Origin of the sequence: Natronoarchaeum mannanilyticum (assembly GCF_039522665.1) — an archaeon.
Lineage (GTDB): Archaea > Halobacteriota > Halobacteria > Halobacteriales > Natronoarchaeaceae > Natronoarchaeum > Natronoarchaeum mannanilyticum.
In genome coordinates this window covers 613,576-630,194 of sequence record NZ_BAAADV010000001.1, presented here as the reverse complement: position 1 = coordinate 630,194, position 16,619 = coordinate 613,576, and the positions used below count along the sequence as shown (strand labels likewise).

At 67.8% G+C, this 16,619-nt stretch carries 13 protein-coding genes; 4 read left to right on the top strand and 9 right to left on the bottom strand.

The features are described 5' to 3' along the window. Positions 1 to 355: 355 nt before the first annotated feature. The 4 genes from ABDZ81_RS03325 to ABDZ81_RS03310 are packed head-to-tail and all read right to left on the bottom strand — an operon-like array spanning position 356 to position 2,951. Entirely contained in the window at positions 356 to 1,123 is a 768-nt protein-coding gene (locus ABDZ81_RS03325) for a Nif3-like dinuclear metal center hexameric protein (protein WP_343772435.1), read from the bottom strand. A gap of 49 nt (positions 1,124 to 1,172) precedes the next feature. Next, complete coding sequence (locus ABDZ81_RS03320; RefSeq protein ID WP_343772434.1) at positions 1,173 to 1,706, bottom strand: DUF2243 domain-containing protein; 534 nt, start codon at positions 1,704 to 1,706, stop codon at positions 1,173 to 1,175. Positions 1,707 to 1,758: 52 nt separating this feature from the next. After that, positions 1,759 to 2,568 (bottom strand): agmatinase, encoded by an 810-nt coding sequence (gene speB, locus ABDZ81_RS03315; protein ID WP_343772433.1) that lies wholly within the window; start codon positions 2,566 to 2,568, stop codon positions 1,759 to 1,761. Further along, a complete protein-coding gene (locus tag ABDZ81_RS03310; protein ID WP_343772432.1) occupies positions 2,568 to 2,951 on the bottom strand; it encodes a translation initiation factor IF-5A in 384 nt (127 codons plus the stop codon). The genes speB and ABDZ81_RS03310 overlap by 1 nt, the downstream gene beginning before the upstream one ends. 140 nt (positions 2,952 to 3,091) lie before the next feature. Between ABDZ81_RS03310 and ABDZ81_RS03305 the strand changes: the two genes are divergently transcribed. After that, positions 3,092 to 3,955 carry an endonuclease III domain-containing protein gene (locus ABDZ81_RS03305; protein WP_343772431.1) on the top strand — a complete coding sequence of 288 codons (864 nt, stop codon included), beginning with the start codon at positions 3,092 to 3,094 and terminating at the stop codon, positions 3,953 to 3,955. A gap of 208 nt (positions 3,956 to 4,163) precedes the next feature. Here ABDZ81_RS03305 and proS read toward each other — a convergent pair whose 3' ends face one another. Continuing rightward, complete coding sequence (gene proS / locus ABDZ81_RS03300) at positions 4,164 to 5,615, bottom strand: proline--tRNA ligase (protein ID WP_343772430.1); 1,452 nt, start codon at positions 5,613 to 5,615, stop codon at positions 4,164 to 4,166. A gap of 157 nt (positions 5,616 to 5,772) precedes the next feature. Here proS and ABDZ81_RS03295 point away from each other — a divergent pair, with 157 nt between their 5' ends. After that, positions 5,773 to 6,984 carry a DUF7344 domain-containing protein gene (locus ABDZ81_RS03295; RefSeq protein WP_343772429.1) on the top strand — a complete coding sequence of 404 codons (1,212 nt, stop codon included), beginning with the start codon at positions 5,773 to 5,775 and terminating at the stop codon, positions 6,982 to 6,984. Positions 6,985 to 7,109: 125 nt separating this feature from the next. Here ABDZ81_RS03295 and ABDZ81_RS03290 read toward each other — a convergent pair whose 3' ends face one another. Further along, positions 7,110 to 7,610 (bottom strand): DUF7984 family protein, encoded by a 501-nt coding sequence (locus ABDZ81_RS03290; RefSeq protein WP_343772428.1) that lies wholly within the window; start codon positions 7,608 to 7,610, stop codon positions 7,110 to 7,112. Between the two features lie 331 nt (positions 7,611 to 7,941). Between ABDZ81_RS03290 and ABDZ81_RS03285 the strand changes: the two genes are divergently transcribed. Next, positions 7,942 to 9,864 carry a beta-CASP ribonuclease aCPSF1 gene (locus ABDZ81_RS03285; RefSeq protein ID WP_343772427.1) on the top strand — a complete coding sequence of 641 codons (1,923 nt, stop codon included), beginning with the start codon at positions 7,942 to 7,944 and terminating at the stop codon, positions 9,862 to 9,864. A gap of 245 nt (positions 9,865 to 10,109) precedes the next feature. Here ABDZ81_RS03285 and radA read toward each other — a convergent pair whose 3' ends face one another. Beyond that, positions 10,110 to 11,144, bottom strand: a complete 1,035-nt coding sequence (radA, locus tag ABDZ81_RS03280) for a DNA repair and recombination protein RadA (RefSeq protein ID WP_343772426.1) — start codon at positions 11,142 to 11,144, stop codon at positions 10,110 to 10,112. 447 nt (positions 11,145 to 11,591) lie between these two features. On the opposite strand from radA, the gene ABDZ81_RS03275 reads away from it, so the two are divergent. Beyond that, positions 11,592 to 14,621: a glucodextranase DOMON-like domain-containing protein gene (locus ABDZ81_RS03275; RefSeq protein WP_343772424.1), complete on the top strand. Its 3,030-nt coding sequence runs from the start codon at positions 11,592 to 11,594 to the stop codon at positions 14,619 to 14,621. A gap of 381 nt (positions 14,622 to 15,002) precedes the next feature. Here the strand turns inward: ABDZ81_RS03275 and pspAB are convergent, their stop codons facing one another. Both pspAB and htpX read right to left on the bottom strand, forming a co-directional pair. After that, positions 15,003 to 15,617, bottom strand: a complete 615-nt coding sequence (gene pspAB, locus ABDZ81_RS03270) for a PspA-associated protein PspAB (protein ID WP_343772423.1) — start codon at positions 15,615 to 15,617, stop codon at positions 15,003 to 15,005. A 24-nt stretch (positions 15,618 to 15,641) separates the two neighbouring features. Next, positions 15,642 to 16,523, bottom strand: coding sequence for a zinc metalloprotease HtpX (gene htpX, locus ABDZ81_RS03265; protein WP_343772421.1), 882 nt, complete (start codon positions 16,521 to 16,523; stop codon positions 15,642 to 15,644). Positions 16,524 to 16,619 lie beyond the last annotated feature (96 nt).

Sequence of the window (16,619 nt, the reverse complement as noted above, 5' to 3'; positions counted from 1 at the left end):
CTCGCTGTGCTCCTCGCCTACCGGCTGCGGTGCTTGCGTCGGCCGTCTTCCCCGAGACGGCAGCCCCTTTCAGTCCCACCCGTGCGCTTGTCCGGGTAGCCGGTACTGGTGGGGCTGAAAGGGGCCGTCGGGGGCTTTCGAGGTGGAGGTCTCGTTGCTGTTCTGTTCTCCAGCTACTGCAGCACAGGTTTATCCGACAGTGAGCGGCCAAAATCCCCATCCGCCACTCGCTAGCCGCGACGCAGGAGTAAGCCGGTGTGCGACGCACCGCGTCGCGGCGGGGACGATCGTCGCGTTACCGATCGTCCCCGATCGGAAGCGTCGCCTGCTCGCCCCCGAACAGCTACTGCTCCCCTCAGAGTCCGGTCGGGTGGTCGATGAAGGTCGTCTCCAGTCCCCACTCCTCGGCCAGCTCTTGCAGCGACCGGACGCCGAACGTCTCGGTGGCGTAGTGGCCCGCCAGGAACACGTTGATCTCCAGCTCCCGGGCGAGGTGGTACGCCTTCTGTTTCCCCTCGCCGGTGATCAGCGCGTCCGCGCCGGCGGCGGCGGCGTCCTCCAGCCAGTCGACGCCGCTGCCGGTGACGATCGCGATGTCCTCGATCTCGTCGGGCCCGAACGTCATCGCGCGGACGTCCTCGCCGTCGGTGTCCAGTTGCGAGAGTAATCCGGTCGTCAGCTCGTCGGACTCGAACGGCTCGTCGACCCGGCCGCGCTGCCCGATGTACTCGCCGCCGACGGTGCCGAACGGATCGCGATCGTCCAGATCCAGCAGCTCCGCGATCCCCGCCGCGTTGCCGAGTTCCTGATGGCCGTCGAGCGGTAGGTGCGAGACGTACAGCGCGAGGTCGTTCTCGACCAGCGGCGCGATCCGCTCGTACTCCGTCCCGGTCACGCGCTCGATGCCGCCCCACGAGAGGCCGTGGTGGACGACCAGCGCGTCCGCGTCGGCGTCGACGGCGTCCTCGATCGTCGCGCGACCGGCGTCGACGGCAAAGGCGACGCGCTCGACGTCGGCCTCCTCGGGACCGACCTGTAACCCGTTCGCGCTGGCGTCGACGTCCGCGTAGGCGTCCGTATCGAGTCGGTCGTCGTACCGCTCGACGAGTTCGGAGAGTTCCATGCCCGACGGTTTGGTCACCGTCCGATTGTGCGTTGCGGTTCGCGGACTCCTACTCGGGCGTCGGCCGGCCGCTCGACGCCGTTCCCGCGGCCGGACTCCGGCTGACGATCAGCGCCCCGCCCAGCAGGAACGCGGCACCCCATGCCAGAAACGCCAGATCCCACAGCAGCGTCGGCCCGGGGCCGGCGGGATTGACGTGGTGGATGCCGAGCAGCTGGTGGTTGATCAGCCCCTCCAGAAGGTTGAACAGTCCCCAGCCCGCGACCAGCGCCCCGCCGAGCAGGCGCGGCGTCACGACGGCGTTCGGCCGCCGCGCCGCGCGGACGAGCAGCGCCAGTCCGACCGCCGTCGCGAGATACGCGAACGCGTGAAACAGACCATCCGCGAACACGTTCAACCGCAGATCGCCGGCGATCGCGGGGTTCGAGTGGTGGCTCAGCATGTGATGCCACTGGAGTAGCTGGTGGAAGACGATACCGTCGAAGAAGCCGCCGAACCCGATGCCGAGCACCACCCCGGCGATTACGATCGGCCGCGCGGCACCGCGACCCGCGCGCTCGGAATCGGTCGAAGCATCTCCCATAGACCCTGCTACTCCGTGCCGGCCGAAAGCCGTTAGCCCCCGTTACGTTGGCCTACTCGCTCGCCGCGTGGGTGAACACGAACTCGCGGAGCAGTTTCCCGGCCAGCGTCGCGGCCTGCCCGTCGTCGCGGTCGTTCACCTCGACGACGTCGAATCCGTCCGAGAGCGGCGCGACCGCCCGGACGACGTCGCGCAGCTCGCGCCCCTCCAGCCCGAACGGCTCGGTCGTGCCCGTGCCCGGGGCCACCGACGGATCTGCCGCGTCGATATCGACGCTGAGATACACCGACCGCTCGCGCAGGCGCTCCGGTGGCGACCACTCGCCGACGTCCTCCGGCGGAACGACCGTCACGTCGTCGCGCTCGGCCCGGTCCCACTCGTCCTCGCTCCCCGTTCGCGCGCCCAGCACGAACGCCTCGTCGGCGACGTCGAGCGCGTGGCGTGCGACGGTCGCGTGGCTCAGCTCGTTGCCGTCGTACGCCTCGCGGAGATCGAGGTGGGCGTCCAGACAGACGAACGCGTCGGGGTCGACAGCGCGGACGCCGGCGACCGAGACGGTGTGCTCGCCGCCGAGCACGAGCGGGACGGCGTCGTCCCAGACGACGTCGGTGACGACGCCCTCCAGGTAGTCGAGATACTCGGCGGCGTCGTCCCACGCGCGGACGTCGCCCTGATCGTGCACGAAGAGGTCAGAGAAGTGCGCGTCCGTCCGTCGATCGTAGTCGTCGAAGGTCCGGGCGAACCGGCGGATGCGGTCCGGGCCGAACCTGGTGCCGGGCTGGAACGTCGTCGAGACGTCCAGCGGCGCCCCGACGACGACGTAGTTCGCGTCGTCGCGGGCGGCGCCGGCACCGGGAAACATCAGTCCTGCAGGATCTTGCGCTGCTCTTCCATCTCGAGGTACTCGATGTCGTCGTCGGGCGAGAGGTCGACGTCGCCGGGCGTCTTGATCGAGATCGTCTCGTACGTTTCCAGATCCATGACCTGCGCGACGTCGGCGCTCTCGACGCTGACGACCTGGCCCTGCTTGCGGTTGATGATCGGGACCCAGATCTTCGCGTCCACGGGCTGGGAGAGGCTGCGCTTCTGGTCGTCGAAGACGCCCTTGCCCTCGATGCGAGCCTTGGCGCTGCCGTGCTTGCCCGGCTTGGCCGTGCTGTAGGAGGTGATCTTGCACGGTTCGTCGTCCATCATCACGTAGTTGCCTTCCTGAAGGTCTCGCACTTCCTTCTGCTCTTTCGCCATACCCGCGACGTAATATCCGCGGGTGTATAAACGGTTTGGAAACGCGGAGCGTCGAATTCCGGACAGCTACGGCCGATTCTGGCCGTCCGGGCCGATCGCTGAGCGGGGCCCTCAAGTGGCTGTCGGACCAACGCCCGCGCATGGTAGACGATCCCGAGCCCGCCGAGAACATCAGCGGCGGCGCGGCCGGCGGGGGTACGACAGCAACGTTCGAGCCGGCCGATGCGGAAACTCGTGCGGAGGCCGTCGTCGACCGGCTCGGCGAACTGTACTGGCAGAAAGCCTACGGCGGCCGGGACGCATTCGAGTGTCTCGTCCGGACGATCCTGAGCCAGAACACCAGCGACGTGGCGAGCCAGCCCGCTCACGACGCGCTGATGGAGCGGTACGCGCCCGACGATGACGAAGCAGCGACGTCAGACGCCGACTCCGCCGAGCCGACGCCGGACGCCGACCTCGCCGCGGCGCTCGCGGCGGCCGACCGCGAGGAGCTCGCCGAGACGATCCGGCCGGCGGGACTGTACAACCGGAAATCGGAGGTGATCCAGACCGTGTCCGAGCGCGTGCTCGACGAGTACGGCTCGACGGCGGCGTTCGACGCCTTCGTCCGGGAAGAGGACCCTTCGAACGTCCGCGACGCGCTGCTCGATTTCGGCGGCGTCGGTCCGAAGACCGCCGACTGCGTGTTACTGTTCGCGGGCGGGCGCGAGGGGGTATTTCCTGTGGACACTCACGTCCACCGGATCTACCGCCGCATCGGCGTCGCGCCGCCGGATGCCGACCACGAGGGCGTTCGGGCGGCGCTGGAGCGCGACGTCCCGCCCGAGAAGTGCGGGTTCGGCCACACCGCGAGCATCCAGTTCGGGCGCGAGTACTGCTCGGCGCGCAAGCCCGCGTGTCTCGACGGGGGAGAGGAGTGTCCGATGGCGGATCTGTGCGATCGGGTCGGCGTCGACGCGGAATCGGGTGCCGTTGTCGATCCTGCGGAAGCCGTCGAAAAGTAAGAGAACTTCGCAGTCAGTACGACTTCGCGAAGTACGCGACCTCGTGGGCACCGTCGCCGCAGATCGCACACGACCTTTTACTTCGTCGGGTGTGCTCGCGGCTCTCGCCGCTCGCACACCACTCCTCGCAAAACGTCGATGAAAACGACCGAGTGCTCGCTCCGCTCACACTCGGCGAAACCGCGCTCACTTCGCTCGCGCAGTACGCTCAGTACGACTTCGCGAAGTACGCCACTTCGTGGGCTTCGTCCCCACAGATAGCGCACTCGTCGCTCTCGGGCTCGACGTCCCGATCGAGCGGACACATCACGATCTCGGCGGCGATCTTCTCCTTGATCGCGGTCTCGCAGGCCTCGTCGCCGCACCACGGCGCCTTGACGTAGCCGCGGTGCTGGCCGATCGTCCCGAGGATCTCCTCGGCGCTGTCGGCCTCGCGCACGTTCTCTTCGAGGTTCTCTTCGGCGGCCTCGTAGAGCTTGTCGTACACGTCGTCGAAGTGATCCTCGACCGTCTCCGCGATCTCCTCGCGGTCCTCGACGATCGACTCGCCGTCGGGGCGGTGGACGACCGTGATCTCCTCGTCCTCGACCTCGTTGGGGCCGATCTCGAAGCGCACCGGGACGCCGTTGAGCTCGTGCTCGTTGAATTTGAACCCGGGGTTGCGCTCGTCGCGGTCGTCGAGGTCGACGCTGATGCCGGCGTCTTCGAGCTCCTCGGCGATCCCCTCGGCGTACTCTAGGACCTCGTCTTTGGTGTCTTCCTGCCAGATCGGGACGATCGCGACCTGCGTGGGCGCCACGGTCGGGGGAACGACGAGCCCCTGCTCGTCGCTGTGGGTCATGATCAGCGCGCCGAGCGCGCGCCAGGACAGGCCCCACGAGGTGGTGTGGGCGACCGCCTCGTCCTCGTCTTCGTCGGTGTAGGTGATGTCGAACGCCTCGGCGAAGCTCGTCCCGAGGTAGTGGCTGGTCGCGCTCTGGACCGACTTGCCGTCGGGCATCAGCGCCTCGACGGTCGTCGTCGTGTGGGCGCCGGGGAACTTGTCGTGGGGCGGCTTCCGGCCGCGCATGACCGGGATCGCCAGCACGTCTTCAAATAGGCGTTCGTACTGGTCGAGCCGGAGCATCGTTTCGTCCCAGGCCCCGTCCTCGCTGGCGTGGGCGGTGTGGCCCTCCTGCCAGAGGAACTCCTTGGTGCGGAAGAACGGCTTCGTCTCGGTGGCCTCCCACCGGACGACGCTGCACCACTGGTTGAGCCGCAGGGGCAGGTCGCGGTGGCTGCGCACCCAGTCGGCCATGAACGGTGCGATGATGCTCTCGCTGGTCGGGCGGACCGCGAGACGTTCTTCGAGTTCCTCGTGGCCGCCCTGCGTCACCCACGCCACCTCGGGGTCGAACCCTTCGACGATGTCTTTCTCCCGTTCGAGGAAGCTCTCGGGGATGAACATCGGGAAGTAGGCGTTGTCGACGCCGGTGTCCTTGAACCAGCCGTCGAGGTTGTCCTGCAGCGCCTCCCAGAGGGCGTACCCCCGGGGTTTAGTGACGATGAAGCCGCCCATCGGCGCGTAATCTGCCAGCCCCGCCTTCTGTACGACCTCCGCGTACCAGTCGCCCGTCGCGTACTCCTTGCTCTCCGTGATGCCGAGTTCTTGCTCGCTCATGCTGTCCCTTGTTCCACACGAATCCGTCGGGGGTAATAGACGAACCGATACGGTCGGACGCCGCTGTCGTTCTTGCGGCTCGATACCGCGCGATCGGCGTTCGACCTCTCGGATCGTCGAAAGAGTGAACCGCCTTCGATTCGTGTGTTAACGTACCATGGGTGTCGACGAGGAGGACCGCCGGCCGGACGCGGACGACCCGCTCGAGGACGTTCCGCAGGCTGCGCTGACCGCGCTGACCGACGTTCGGCGACGGTACGTGCTCTACTACCTCCGGGACCGCGACGGCGCGGACCTGACGACGCTGGCCCGGGTCGTCTCCGGCTGGATCGGCGCCGAGAGCGACGCGGGGCTGACGACCAGCGCGGATCACGACCGGCTCGAACTCGAGCTCCACCACACCCACCTTCCGACGCTCGACGACGCCGGCCTCCTCGACTACGACGCCGAGACGAACTACGCGAGCGCCCGATCGCTTCCGGAACCGCTCTCGGAGTTGCTCGACAGGACGAGCGACCTCGAAGCGCCGGCCGTCGAGCGATCGTCCGCCGCGGTCGATCTCCCGGACGAGATCCCCCCGTTTAGGGCGCCCGGGCGCGTGGACTCGTTGCGGGAACTCGTCGCGGCCATCGAGCGAACCGCGACGACGATCACCGTCTTCGCGTCCGAACCGCACGAGGAGCTGCTCGACCAGTTTTCGACCCGTAACGTCGAGATCTCGCACGAGTCGCTGCCCGCGGTCGCCGACGACGGGTTCGTGCTGGTCCAGCAAAACGGCGCGGCGCTGGGATCGATCGGCCTCGACGCGCTCCGGGAGGCCGATCGGGCGACGGTCGCCCCGCCCTGGGGCGACCGCGGCGACAGCCCGGCGTACCGCCAGTTCCTGTCGCTGTTCCGGGAGACAGCGTTCAGCACGGACTCGCGGCGCGAGCTGCTCGCGACGACCCGCGAGATCGAGGACCGGGCCTGGCGAACGGGCGAGGGACGGCTTCGCGCGGGCTTCCAGTCGCTGTCGGCCTATCAGTCCCAGCTGTCGGTGTATCGCCGGCTCGGCTCCGAAACCGACCTCGACGTTCACGTGTACGGCCGGCCCGACTGGACGCCGCCGGCGGTCGAGGGCGTCCGGCTCCACGAGGAGGCCGACGACGAGGATATCGGACGAGTCTGGTTCGTCGTGTTTCGCGACACCGCCGCCGAGCGGGACGGCGCCGGCCGGTCAGCCGGCGGCTCGGACGCCGCCGCGAACCGCGGCTCGAACTCCTGTGCCCTGCTCGCGGAAGAACGCAAGCCCGACCGGTACTTCGGCTTCTGGACGTACGACGACGAGTTCGTCGCCGAGATTGACGACTACCTCGCGGCGGCGTACTAGTGAGTCGCCCGAACGACTCCCGACGACCGACGGTCAGGCTTCGGCGTCTCGACGCCGCGGTTCGGCATCCTGACGCCGACCTTTGGCATCGTGACGCCGCAGTTCCACCTCGTCACCGCGCCGGTTCACCGATCGGCGCGCCGAACGGCGACGTCGACCGCGAAGGGGCTCTCCCCTTCGGTCCAGTTCCAGCCGGGCAGGCGCGTCTGGAACCCCGCCGCGAGCGCGGCGTCGAGATCGTCGGCGCCGGCGCCGCCCTCGTCGGGGTGGTGGGTGACGTCGGCGTAGTGGAACGTCGCCTCGCCGAGCAGGCCGAACGGCTGGGCGCCGGCGATCGCGGCCGCGAGCTGCCGCCCCAGGAGTTCGTCGACGACGAACCCGGGGTAGTCGTCCTCGACGTCGAGGTCGCGCAGCAGCGCGACGAGCGCGGCGACGTTGACCGCGAGGTCGCCGTCGGCGAACACGGCGTCGACCTCGGTGCGGTACCGTTCGGCGGTGACGCCGTCGACCTCGGCGTCGAACACCGCGGAGAGATCGGCGCGGACGTCGTTGATGAGATCGACGGCAGCCTCGCGAGTCCGGACCCACTCGTACTCACGTTCGACGGTCGCGCGCGAAACGTGCATACGAAGCGATACTTGCGCGTTCCCTTACCCGTTATTGCGAAGGCTTTTATAACACGGAGCTAATACGGACGAACAAGCGGGTTCTCCCTGGAATCCTCCCGCACGGACCTGGACCATTTCCCGGTCGAAGCGAACGGAACCCTGATACCGAAGGATCAGTATGCGTACTCTCCGGCACTCAGACATCGTACGGCGGACGTGTCGTGCGGTCGCTGTCGCCGTCGCGCCGGAGCCCCGGTATCGTCGCTTCGACGCCGCTTCCGAGGGACCGCCCGGCGGTCGCCCGTGCCGTCCGACGGGGGGACACCACGCTACCGCGACGTTATGACCTATGAGTTCCGTTGACCAACAACTCGACGAGTTGCGTACAGAGATCAAGAGCGAACTGCCGAGCGACATCTCCGTTTCGGAGGTGAAGTACGAGGGCCCCGAGCTGGTCGTGTACACGCGCGATCCCAAGGAGTTCGCCCAGCAGGGCGATCTGATCCGCCAGCTGGCCAGCAAGCTCCGCAAGCGCATCACGGTTCGACCGGATCCGGACGTGCTGTCCGAGCCTCGCGAGGCCCGCGAGCAGATCCTCTCGGTGATTCCCGACGACGCCGGCGTGTCCGACCTGGATTTCCACAAGGACACCGGCGAGGTCGTCATCGAGGCCGAGAAACCCGGCATGGTGATCGGCCGCCACGGCTCGACGCTTCGGGAGATCACCAAGGAAGTCGGCTGGACGCCGGAAGTCGTCCGGACGCCGCCGATCGAGTCCTCGACGGTCTCGAACGTCCGGAACTTCCTCAAGCAGGAGCGCGACGAGCGCCGGGACGTCCTCGAACGCGTCGGCCGGCAGATCCACCGCGAGGAGATGTCCGACGAGGAGTACGTCCGCATCACGACGCTCGGTTGCTGTCGCGAGGTCGGCCGCGCCGCGTTCGTCCTCTCGACGCCCGAGACGCGCATCCTCATCGACTGCGGCGACAAGCCCGGCGCCGAAGGCGAGGTGCCGTACCTGCAGGTGCCCGAGGCGCTGGGCGCCGGCGCGTCGAACCTCGACGCCGTCGTGCTGACCCACGCCCACCTCGACCACTCCGCGCTCCTTCCCCTCCTGTTCAAGTACGGCTACGACGGTCCCGTCTACACGACCGAGCCGACCCGCGACCTGATGGGCCTGCTCCAACTGGACTACCTCGACGTCGCCGCCAAGGAGGGTCGCGCGCCGCCGTACGACTCCGAGATGGTCCGCGAGACGATCAAGCACACCATCCCGCTGGAGTACGGCGACGTCACCGACATCGCGCCGGACGTCAAGCTCACGCTGCACAACGCCGGCCACATTCTGGGGTCGGCGGTCTGTCACTTCCACATCGGCGACGGCCTGTACAACGTCGCGTTCTCGGGCGACATCCACTACGACGACACGCGCCTGTTCAACGGCGCAGTCAACGACTTCCCGCGCGTCGAGACGCTCGTCCTCGAGTCGACCTACGGCGGTCGCAACGACTACCAGACCGACCAGGACGACGCCGAGCGCAACCTCAAGCAGGTCATCAAGGACACCTACGAGAAGGACGGGAAGGTGCTGATCCCGGCGTTCGCCGTCGGGCGCTCCCAGGAGATGATGCTCGTTCTCGAGGAGGCGATGCGCAGCGGCGACATCCCCGAGATGCCCGTCCACCTCGACGGGATGATCTGGGAGGCGACGGCGATCCACACGACCTACCCCGAGTACCTCCGGGACGACCTTCGCGACCGGATCTTCCACGACGACGAGAACCCGTTCCTCGCCGACGAGTTCAACCACATCGACGGCGGCGAGGAGGAACGCCAGGAGGTCGCCGACGGCGAGCCCTGCATCATCCTCTCGACGTCGGGGATGGTCACGGGCGGCCCGATCATGTCCTGGCTGCGCCATCTCGGCAGCGATCCGGACTCGACGCTGACCTTCGTCGGCTACCAGGCTCAGGGGACGCTCGGCAGTCGCATCCAGAGCGGCTGGGACGAGATCCCGATCGACGACGCCGACACCGGCCGCCAGTCGACGCTCACGCTGAACATGGACGTCGAGACGGTCGACGGCTTCTCCGGTCACGCCGACCGGCAGGGCCTGGAGAACTTCGTCAAGACGATGAATCCCCGCCCGGAGAAGGTGCTGTGCGTCCACGGCGACGAGTCCTCGACGCAGGATCTCTCATCTGCGCTGTACCACGATTACAACATGCGGACGTTCGCGCCGAAGAACCTCGAGACGTTCCGCTTCGTGTAACAAGCCCTCGCTCCCTCCGGTCGCTCGCCCTTGCATTCCGCCAGGACCGCTTCTGCACAGCCACCGCCCCAGCAACCGCACCGCGGCCTGCCCTCCCCCTCGGCGCGACACGGAGGTCGCGCCCGGCCACGCTGCGGTTTCGACGCGGGACTCAAACACGAGAAAATAGGTGAGCCTCGCGCTCGCTGCGCTATCGGGCGTATCGAGAAACGACGAAGCGATAGAAAACGCCGCCGTCGGGTCGCTTACTCGGGCTTCAGGCCTTCGTCCTGCACGCGCATGATCGCCTCGCCGTCGGCGAGGTTCGGCGCGTCGACCAGCTTGAACACGCGCTTGTCGCCCTTGGACTTGCGGATGTAGATGCGGAACGTCGAGGTGTGGCCGAGAATGTTCCCGCCGATGGGCTGGGTCGGATCGCCGAAGAACGAGTCGGGGTTCGAGGCGACCTGGTTGGTCACGAGCACGGCGGTGTTGTTGAGGTCGCCCACGCGCATCAGGTCGTGGAGGTGCTTGTTGAGCTTCTGCTGGCGCTCGGCGAGCTCGCCGCGGCCGACGTACTCGGCGCGGAAGTGGGCGGTCAGCGAGTCGACGCACAGCAGGCGAACCGGGTACTCGTCGTCCTGACTCTCGCTGGCGAGTTCCTTGGCCTTCTCGGCGAGCAGGATCTGGTGATTGCTGTTGAACGCCTTCGCGACGTGGATCTTGTCGAGGACGCTCTCCAGGAGCGCATCCATGGTGTCGTCGTCCCCGGGTTCGCCCTCGATCTCTCGCTCTTCGAGCATGGCGGCGATAATCTCGTCGTCGAGCCCGCGGATCATGTCGTCGATCCGCTCGGGGCGGAACGTGTCCTCGCTGTCGACGAAGATCGCCGAGCCGTGCAGGCCGCCGTGCTCCTTGGGCAGCTGGACGTTGACCGCCAGCTGGTGGGTCACCTGGGACTTGCCGGCGCCGAACTCGCCGTACACTTCCGTGATCGACTGGGTCTCGACGCCGCCACCCAGCAGTTCGTCGATTTCCGGGATGTTGAATTTGAGCTTGCCGATCTCCTCACGTCGTTCGAGCACCTGCGCGCCGCTCTCGAACCCGCCGATGTCGGCGGCCTCGCGGGCGGCCTGGATGATGTCGGAGGCCGTGCTCTCGCCGACGTCGGCCGTGTTCGACAGCTCGCCGGGGCTGGCGACCGCCAGGCCCTGGTAGTCGTCGAAGCCGTTGTCGCGAAGCTTCTCTGCGGTTGCCGGTCCGACGCCGGGGAGATCTTCGAGGTCTGCTTCTGCTGCCATACCCGTCCGTTGCCCCCGATGGTACATAAACCTCCGTTAACACCGAAGTGGAAGTGAAACTGGCGCGCGTTCGTCGGGATGTCGCCGCCCGATCGTACCTAAACCTGCGCACACGCGCTGCTCGACATCGAACCGGAGGGGCCTCGTCGAACGAGGGCAAAGTGTGTAGGCGCTTGCTTTTGCAACGGTCCCGTTCTACGTTTCCGGTGTGACCGGGACTCGTCGTCGGGGAGTTTCCCCCTTCCATTCGCGCGCCGGAACACGATAGTATATATGTAAGGAGTTATCATGGTATGCTATCGATGTGGCAACATTCCTCTCGGCACGTCGGAGGGCCCCGGCGTGCGGGCTGTTCTCTTGGGTCGCGGACGACGACCCCCGGCGGCGTTGCCGCGCGTTTGGCGGACTGCGATCGATCGGCGGCGACCGATTTCGGAACCTACCTTCATGAGTAAGAACGACGACAGCGTCAGACCGTCCGGCAGCACAGCATCCGGAACCACCAGCCGCGTCGACACCCACACGGCGTTCGGGGCCGACTCGTACCACCCCGGACAGCCCCGCGTCGTGACCGTCGGCGAGGCGCTCGTCGATCCGGCCTTCGTCGGGCGGATCTACGGGAGCGACCGCGACAACTACGCCAACCGCGACCACCTCGGCCCGCGGCTGCCGGTGCTCCGGGAGGATCCCGACGGGTACGATCCCGCGGATTTCGAGTGGTCGATCGCCGAGCGGCCGGAGGAAAGCGACGCCGAACTGTCGTTCTCGACGCCGACGATCGACGAGCAACCGCGCTACGACCACGGGCAGGACCACGTCACCGAGTTCGTCCCGGACGCGCCCGGAACCTACGTGCTCGAACTCGACGCGCCGGACGGCACCCACGAGCAGACCGTCCACGCGTTCCCGGAACCGCCGGCGGACGCCGAACGCCAGCCGCGGGTCACGCTCGACGCGACGTACGACCCCGCCGCCGCCGAGTTCGTCGTCGAGGCCGACGCCGAGCTCGCGCCCGGCGCCGACGCGTCGACGGCCGCGCTGGAAGTCCTCTTTCTGGCGGACGATCGCGACGCGCTGGCGACCGAGGACGTTCAGATTGATGGATTGACTGCGCGCGTGCCCGAGAGCGCCCTCGGCGGCGAGTCGGCCCGCGTCCACGCCGCGGCCTACGACGGCCGCCTCGCCTCGGTCGTCGACACGGTCGAGCTCTCGCCGGAGGGAGACGTCGACCTGCCGAACCGCCCGCCCGAGTGGATCGAGGACGGCGTCGTCTACGAGATCTTCACCCGATCGTTCGCCGGCGAGCGCGGCGAGACCGACTTCGACGTGCTCGCCGACGGCGTCGAGTACCTCGACTACCTCGGCGTCGACGCCGTCTGGCTGACGCCGATCGTCCCCTCGGCCAGCGCCGCCAAGGAAATTTCGGGCGGCGGTCCCCACGGCTACGACACGCTGGACTACTTCGGCGTCGCGCCGGATCTGGTGCCCGACGGACAGGACCCGATCGAGGCGTACCGGTCGTTCGTCGAGGCGTGTCACGACCGCGACATCAAGGTCGTGTTCGACTTCGTCGCGAACCACTGCGGCCGGGACCACGAGTTCTTCCAGGAATCGATCGACGAGCAGCGCGACGGGCTGGCCGACTGGCCCCGCGTCGACGCCTGGGACGCCGACTCGAAGTACTACGACTGGTTCGACCGGGTCCACGAGGCCCGCTACGACGGCGACGGGCTGGTCGAGCCCGAGCCCCGCGTGACGGGCTTTTTCGACCTGCTGGACATGCCGAACTTCAACTTCGACAACCTCGCGGTGCGCGAGCACCTGCTCGCCGCGGCGGACTTCTGGTCGGGCGAGGTCGGCGTCGACGGGTTCCGCTGCGACATCGCGTGGGGCGTCCCCCACGACTTCTGGAAGGACGTCCGCGAGATCGTCCGCTCGAACGACGGGGAGTTCCTCATGCTCGACGAGTCGATCCCCCACGACGCCGGGTTCGCCGAAAACGAGTTCGACGTCCACTTCGACACGGTCGAGTACACCGGCGCGGCCCACGACATCGCCCGCGGCGAGGGGTCGGCGTTCGACCTGCTCGACGCCGTCGAGGCCCGCGCGGAGAAGGGGTTCCCCGACCACACCCTGCTGCTCAACGCCACCGAGAACCACGACGAGGCGCGCCTGCTCAACGAGGCGCTCCACGCCGACGCCCACGACGACCCCGAACACGTCCAGCGAGCGATCTGGGCGGCCGGCGTCGCGCTGCCGGGCGTCCCCTTCGTCTACTCGGGTCAGGAGCGCCAGATCAGCAAGTACGGCGAGGGCCGCCACCGCGGCGAGGGCGACGACCGCGACGCCGACGTCCGGCCGGGCGGCAAGCAGCGCGCGCTGATGAACTGGGCCAACCAGGGCGATACGGTGCCCGAGGACCACGTCCAGTTCTACCGCGACGTGATCGACCTGTACCACGACGTCGACGCACTCGGTCCGAACGCCGACCTCGAAGACGTCTGGTTCCGATCGGACGATCACGTGCTCGCGTTCGGGCGGGACGCGAGCGATCTGGCGAACCTCTCTGGCCCCGAGCGCGCGGTTGTCGTCGTGAACTTCGGGAGCGACGGGCCGGCTCGTGTCGAACTCCCCTCGATCGTCGACACGACCGACCGGTTCTCCGGGAAGGACCTGGCCGTCGACGCCGCGGACGGGGCGGCGTCCGGCGGTGCGACGGGTGACGGCGCCGCGACGAGCGACGATCTCACCACGGTCGAGGTCGACACGATCGCCGTCTTCGAGACGCCGACGTTCGACGCCGTCGGCGACCCGATCGCGACCTGGACGGGCGACTCGGCGCCCGGACTGGGCCCCGGCCACTACGAGTTCCCGCTCGCGGACGACTTCGCGCCGGGGAGCTTCGACCTGACGAGCTTCGAGGTCCGCAAGTTCGCCGAGAGCTACCAGTTCGTCTTCGAGTTCGACACGATCGAGAACCCCTGGAACCGCGAGACCGGTTTCTCGGTCCAGCTCCCGCAGGTGTACGTCCGCGAGCCGGACGCCGACGGCGGATCGGTGTACGCCCAGGCCGGCGTGAACGCCAGCTTTGAGGCCGAGTACCAGCACCGCGTGCTCGCCCGACCGATGGGCGGCGTCACCGTCGAGAGTGCCTACGGCGACGTGCGCGCGACCGGCGGCGCGGAGGTGCTGTCCGATCGGGACGCCGTGCTCGTCTGGGTCGACACGGACGCCCTGCCGGATCTCGAAGACGCCGAGATCGTTCCGCTGGTGACCGCGTTCGACGAGACCCAGCACGCTCACGTCCGGCAGGTCGAGGCCGACGCCGGGCAGTGGACGTTCGGCGGCGGCCGCGACGACGACCTCAATCCGAACGTGCTCGATCTGGTGACGCCGACCGGACTGAGTCGCGCCGAGGCGCTCGCGTACGACGACGAAGCGCTCGCGACGATTCCGTTCCTCGACGTTTCGGAGTGAGGATTAGCGGTTACTAGCTGACTCGTTTTCTCTGTCACCGCGATCAACGACACCTCGAAAGCCCCTGACGCCTCGACTTCCGGGACTCGCTTCGCTCCTCGGCCTTCGGCGGCTGCGGTGCTTGCTTCGTCCGGGTACGTCGAGGCGTCAGCCCCTTTCAGTCCCACCCCTACGCTTGATCGACCAGCCGACATGGGTGGGACTGAAAGGGGCCGCTCGCTCCGGGAAGACGGGCGCCGTAAGCACGCGACCGAAGGGAGCGCGCGCAGCAAGCCCCTCGACCGGAGCGAGCGGGGGCTTTCGAGGTGTTCACCCCGGTTCCAGAATCAGAAGATCCCTCGGTGGTGCGTCAACCGAAACATCGAGAGACGCCCTCTCACGCTACTCCCAGGGATGCCGACCGCCCTCGCTGGGCCAGAGCGGGTACCAGTACTCCTTGTCGTCCTCGACTTCAAGTTCGCCGTCGAGCACGCTCGACAGCTTCAGCTCCAGTTGGTTGTCGCGCTCGTGGCTGGCGTCCGGCTTCGGCGCGAACGGATAAAAGGTCCCGCGGCGGAACGAGTAGATCCAGTCGGCGGGCTGACCGCGGCCCTCGAAGGCGAACACGGCCGCGAGCAGGCGCGAGCCGTACCCCTCCTCGATGAACGTGTCCGAGGCGAAGTTCAGATTCGTCACCAGATCCTCGAAGTCGTCCTCGTCCTCGAAGACGACCCAGCGGTAGCCGTGGTCGTCGTCGACGAACCGGGAGACGGTGCCGGTTTCGGCCTCGCCCGCCGACAGGATCGCGCGGACGTCAGAAACCGTTCCGGCGAACTCGTGGCTGTCGACCTCGGCGAAACACAGCGCGGCGTGGCCGGTGGGCTCGTACCCCAGGTCGGCCGCCATCGTCAGGTAAGCGGTGCTCATCCCGAACAGGTCGTCGGGGTCGGCCCCGCTCGTGGCGTCGGATTCGGCGCGGGTCCCGAAGATGCTCCGGAGCCCGTCGAGCAGTCCCATATCTCCGTCGTGGGGCGTCGGGAACTACAACCCTTCCATCTCGCGCTCCAGCCGGTTGAGCTGGTCGATGCGCTTCTCGGTCGGCGGGTGGGTGCTAAAGAGGCGCGCGATCGCCCCCTTCGAGATCGGGATGATGAAGAAGGCGTTCATCTCGGCCTCGTCGCGCATGTCGTTGCTCGGGATCTTCTCCATCTCGCCGGAGATCTTCATCAGCGCCGACGCCAGCGCGGAGGGTTTGCCCGTGATCACGGCCGCCCCGCGGTCGGCGGCGTACTCGCGGTACCGCGAGAGCGCCCGGATCAGTACGTAGCTGATGATCCACACGACCAGCGAGATCAAGATCGCGACGATGATGCCGCCGCCGCCCTGGCGGCGCTGCCCGCCGCCGCCGAAAAAGGCGCCCCACCGGACGATCATGAAGGCGATCGTCGAGAGGAACGACGCGATCGTCATCACCATCACGTCCCGGTTCTTGACGTGGGCGAGTTCGTGGGCGAGTACGCCCTCCAGTTCGTCCTGGTTGAGCGTCTGCAGGAGTCCGGTCGTCACGCAGACGGCGGCGTTCTTCTGGTTCCGGCCGGTCGCGAAGGCGTTGGGAACGCGGTCGTCGGCGACCGCCACGGTCGGCTTGGGCAGGTCGGCCTGCTGAGCGAGGCGCTGGACCGCGGCGTGGAGTTCGGGGTACTCCTCCTCGCTGACCGTCTTCGCGCCCATGCTCCGGAGCGCGAGCTTGTCGCTGAAGAAGTACTGGCCCAGCGAGAACGAGCCGATGACCAGCCCCGCGATGAGCAGGCTCCCGCCGGAGTACGCCCACAGCGCCGCGAAGAACACGATGTACAGCGCGAACAGGAGAAACATCGTCAGCCCCATCCGCGCGCGAAGTCCCCAGTCGGGTTGCCACTGCATGCGACCTGCTAGGGGCCGGACAGCATAAAGTCGTCCGGATCGACCCGTCGCGTTCCGGTTCCTCGGGGTTCCGCCTCGGCGTCGAGACGGTCGCCC

What these genes read in the sequence shown, in the direction of transcription:
- ABDZ81_RS03290 (WP_343772428.1), bottom strand. Translation starts at nt 7,610, where the DNA reads ATGCACGTTTCGCGCGCGACCGTCGAACGTGAGTACGAGTGGGTCCGG.
- htpX (WP_343772421.1), bottom strand. Translation starts at nt 16,523, where the DNA reads ATGCAGTGGCAACCCGACTGGGGACTTCGCGCGCGGATGGGGCTGACG.
- ABDZ81_RS03325 (WP_343772435.1), bottom strand. Translation starts at nt 1,123, where the DNA reads ATGGAACTCTCCGAACTCGTCGAGCGGTACGACGACCGACTCGATACG.
- ABDZ81_RS03310 (WP_343772432.1), bottom strand. Translation starts at nt 2,951, where the DNA reads ATGGCGAAAGAGCAGAAGGAAGTGCGAGACCTTCAGGAAGGCAACTAC.
- ABDZ81_RS03295 (WP_343772429.1), top strand. Translation starts at nt 5,773, where the DNA reads ATGGGTGTCGACGAGGAGGACCGCCGGCCGGACGCGGACGACCCGCTC.
- ABDZ81_RS03320 (WP_343772434.1), bottom strand. Translation starts at nt 1,706, where the DNA reads ATGGGAGATGCTTCGACCGATTCCGAGCGCGCGGGTCGCGGTGCCGCG.
- pspAB (WP_343772423.1), bottom strand. Translation starts at nt 15,617, where the DNA reads ATGGGACTGCTCGACGGGCTCCGGAGCATCTTCGGGACCCGCGCCGAA.
- ABDZ81_RS03285 (WP_343772427.1), top strand. Translation starts at nt 7,942, where the DNA reads ATGAGTTCCGTTGACCAACAACTCGACGAGTTGCGTACAGAGATCAAG.
- ABDZ81_RS03275 (WP_343772424.1), top strand. Translation starts at nt 11,592, where the DNA reads ATGAGTAAGAACGACGACAGCGTCAGACCGTCCGGCAGCACAGCATCC.
- proS (WP_343772430.1), bottom strand. Translation starts at nt 5,615, where the DNA reads ATGAGCGAGCAAGAACTCGGCATCACGGAGAGCAAGGAGTACGCGACG.
- radA (WP_343772426.1), bottom strand. Translation starts at nt 11,144, where the DNA reads ATGGCAGCAGAAGCAGACCTCGAAGATCTCCCCGGCGTCGGACCGGCA.
- ABDZ81_RS03305 (WP_343772431.1), top strand. Translation starts at nt 3,092, where the DNA reads ATGGTAGACGATCCCGAGCCCGCCGAGAACATCAGCGGCGGCGCGGCC.
- speB (WP_343772433.1), bottom strand. Translation starts at nt 2,568, where the DNA reads ATGTTTCCCGGTGCCGGCGCCGCCCGCGACGACGCGAACTACGTCGTC.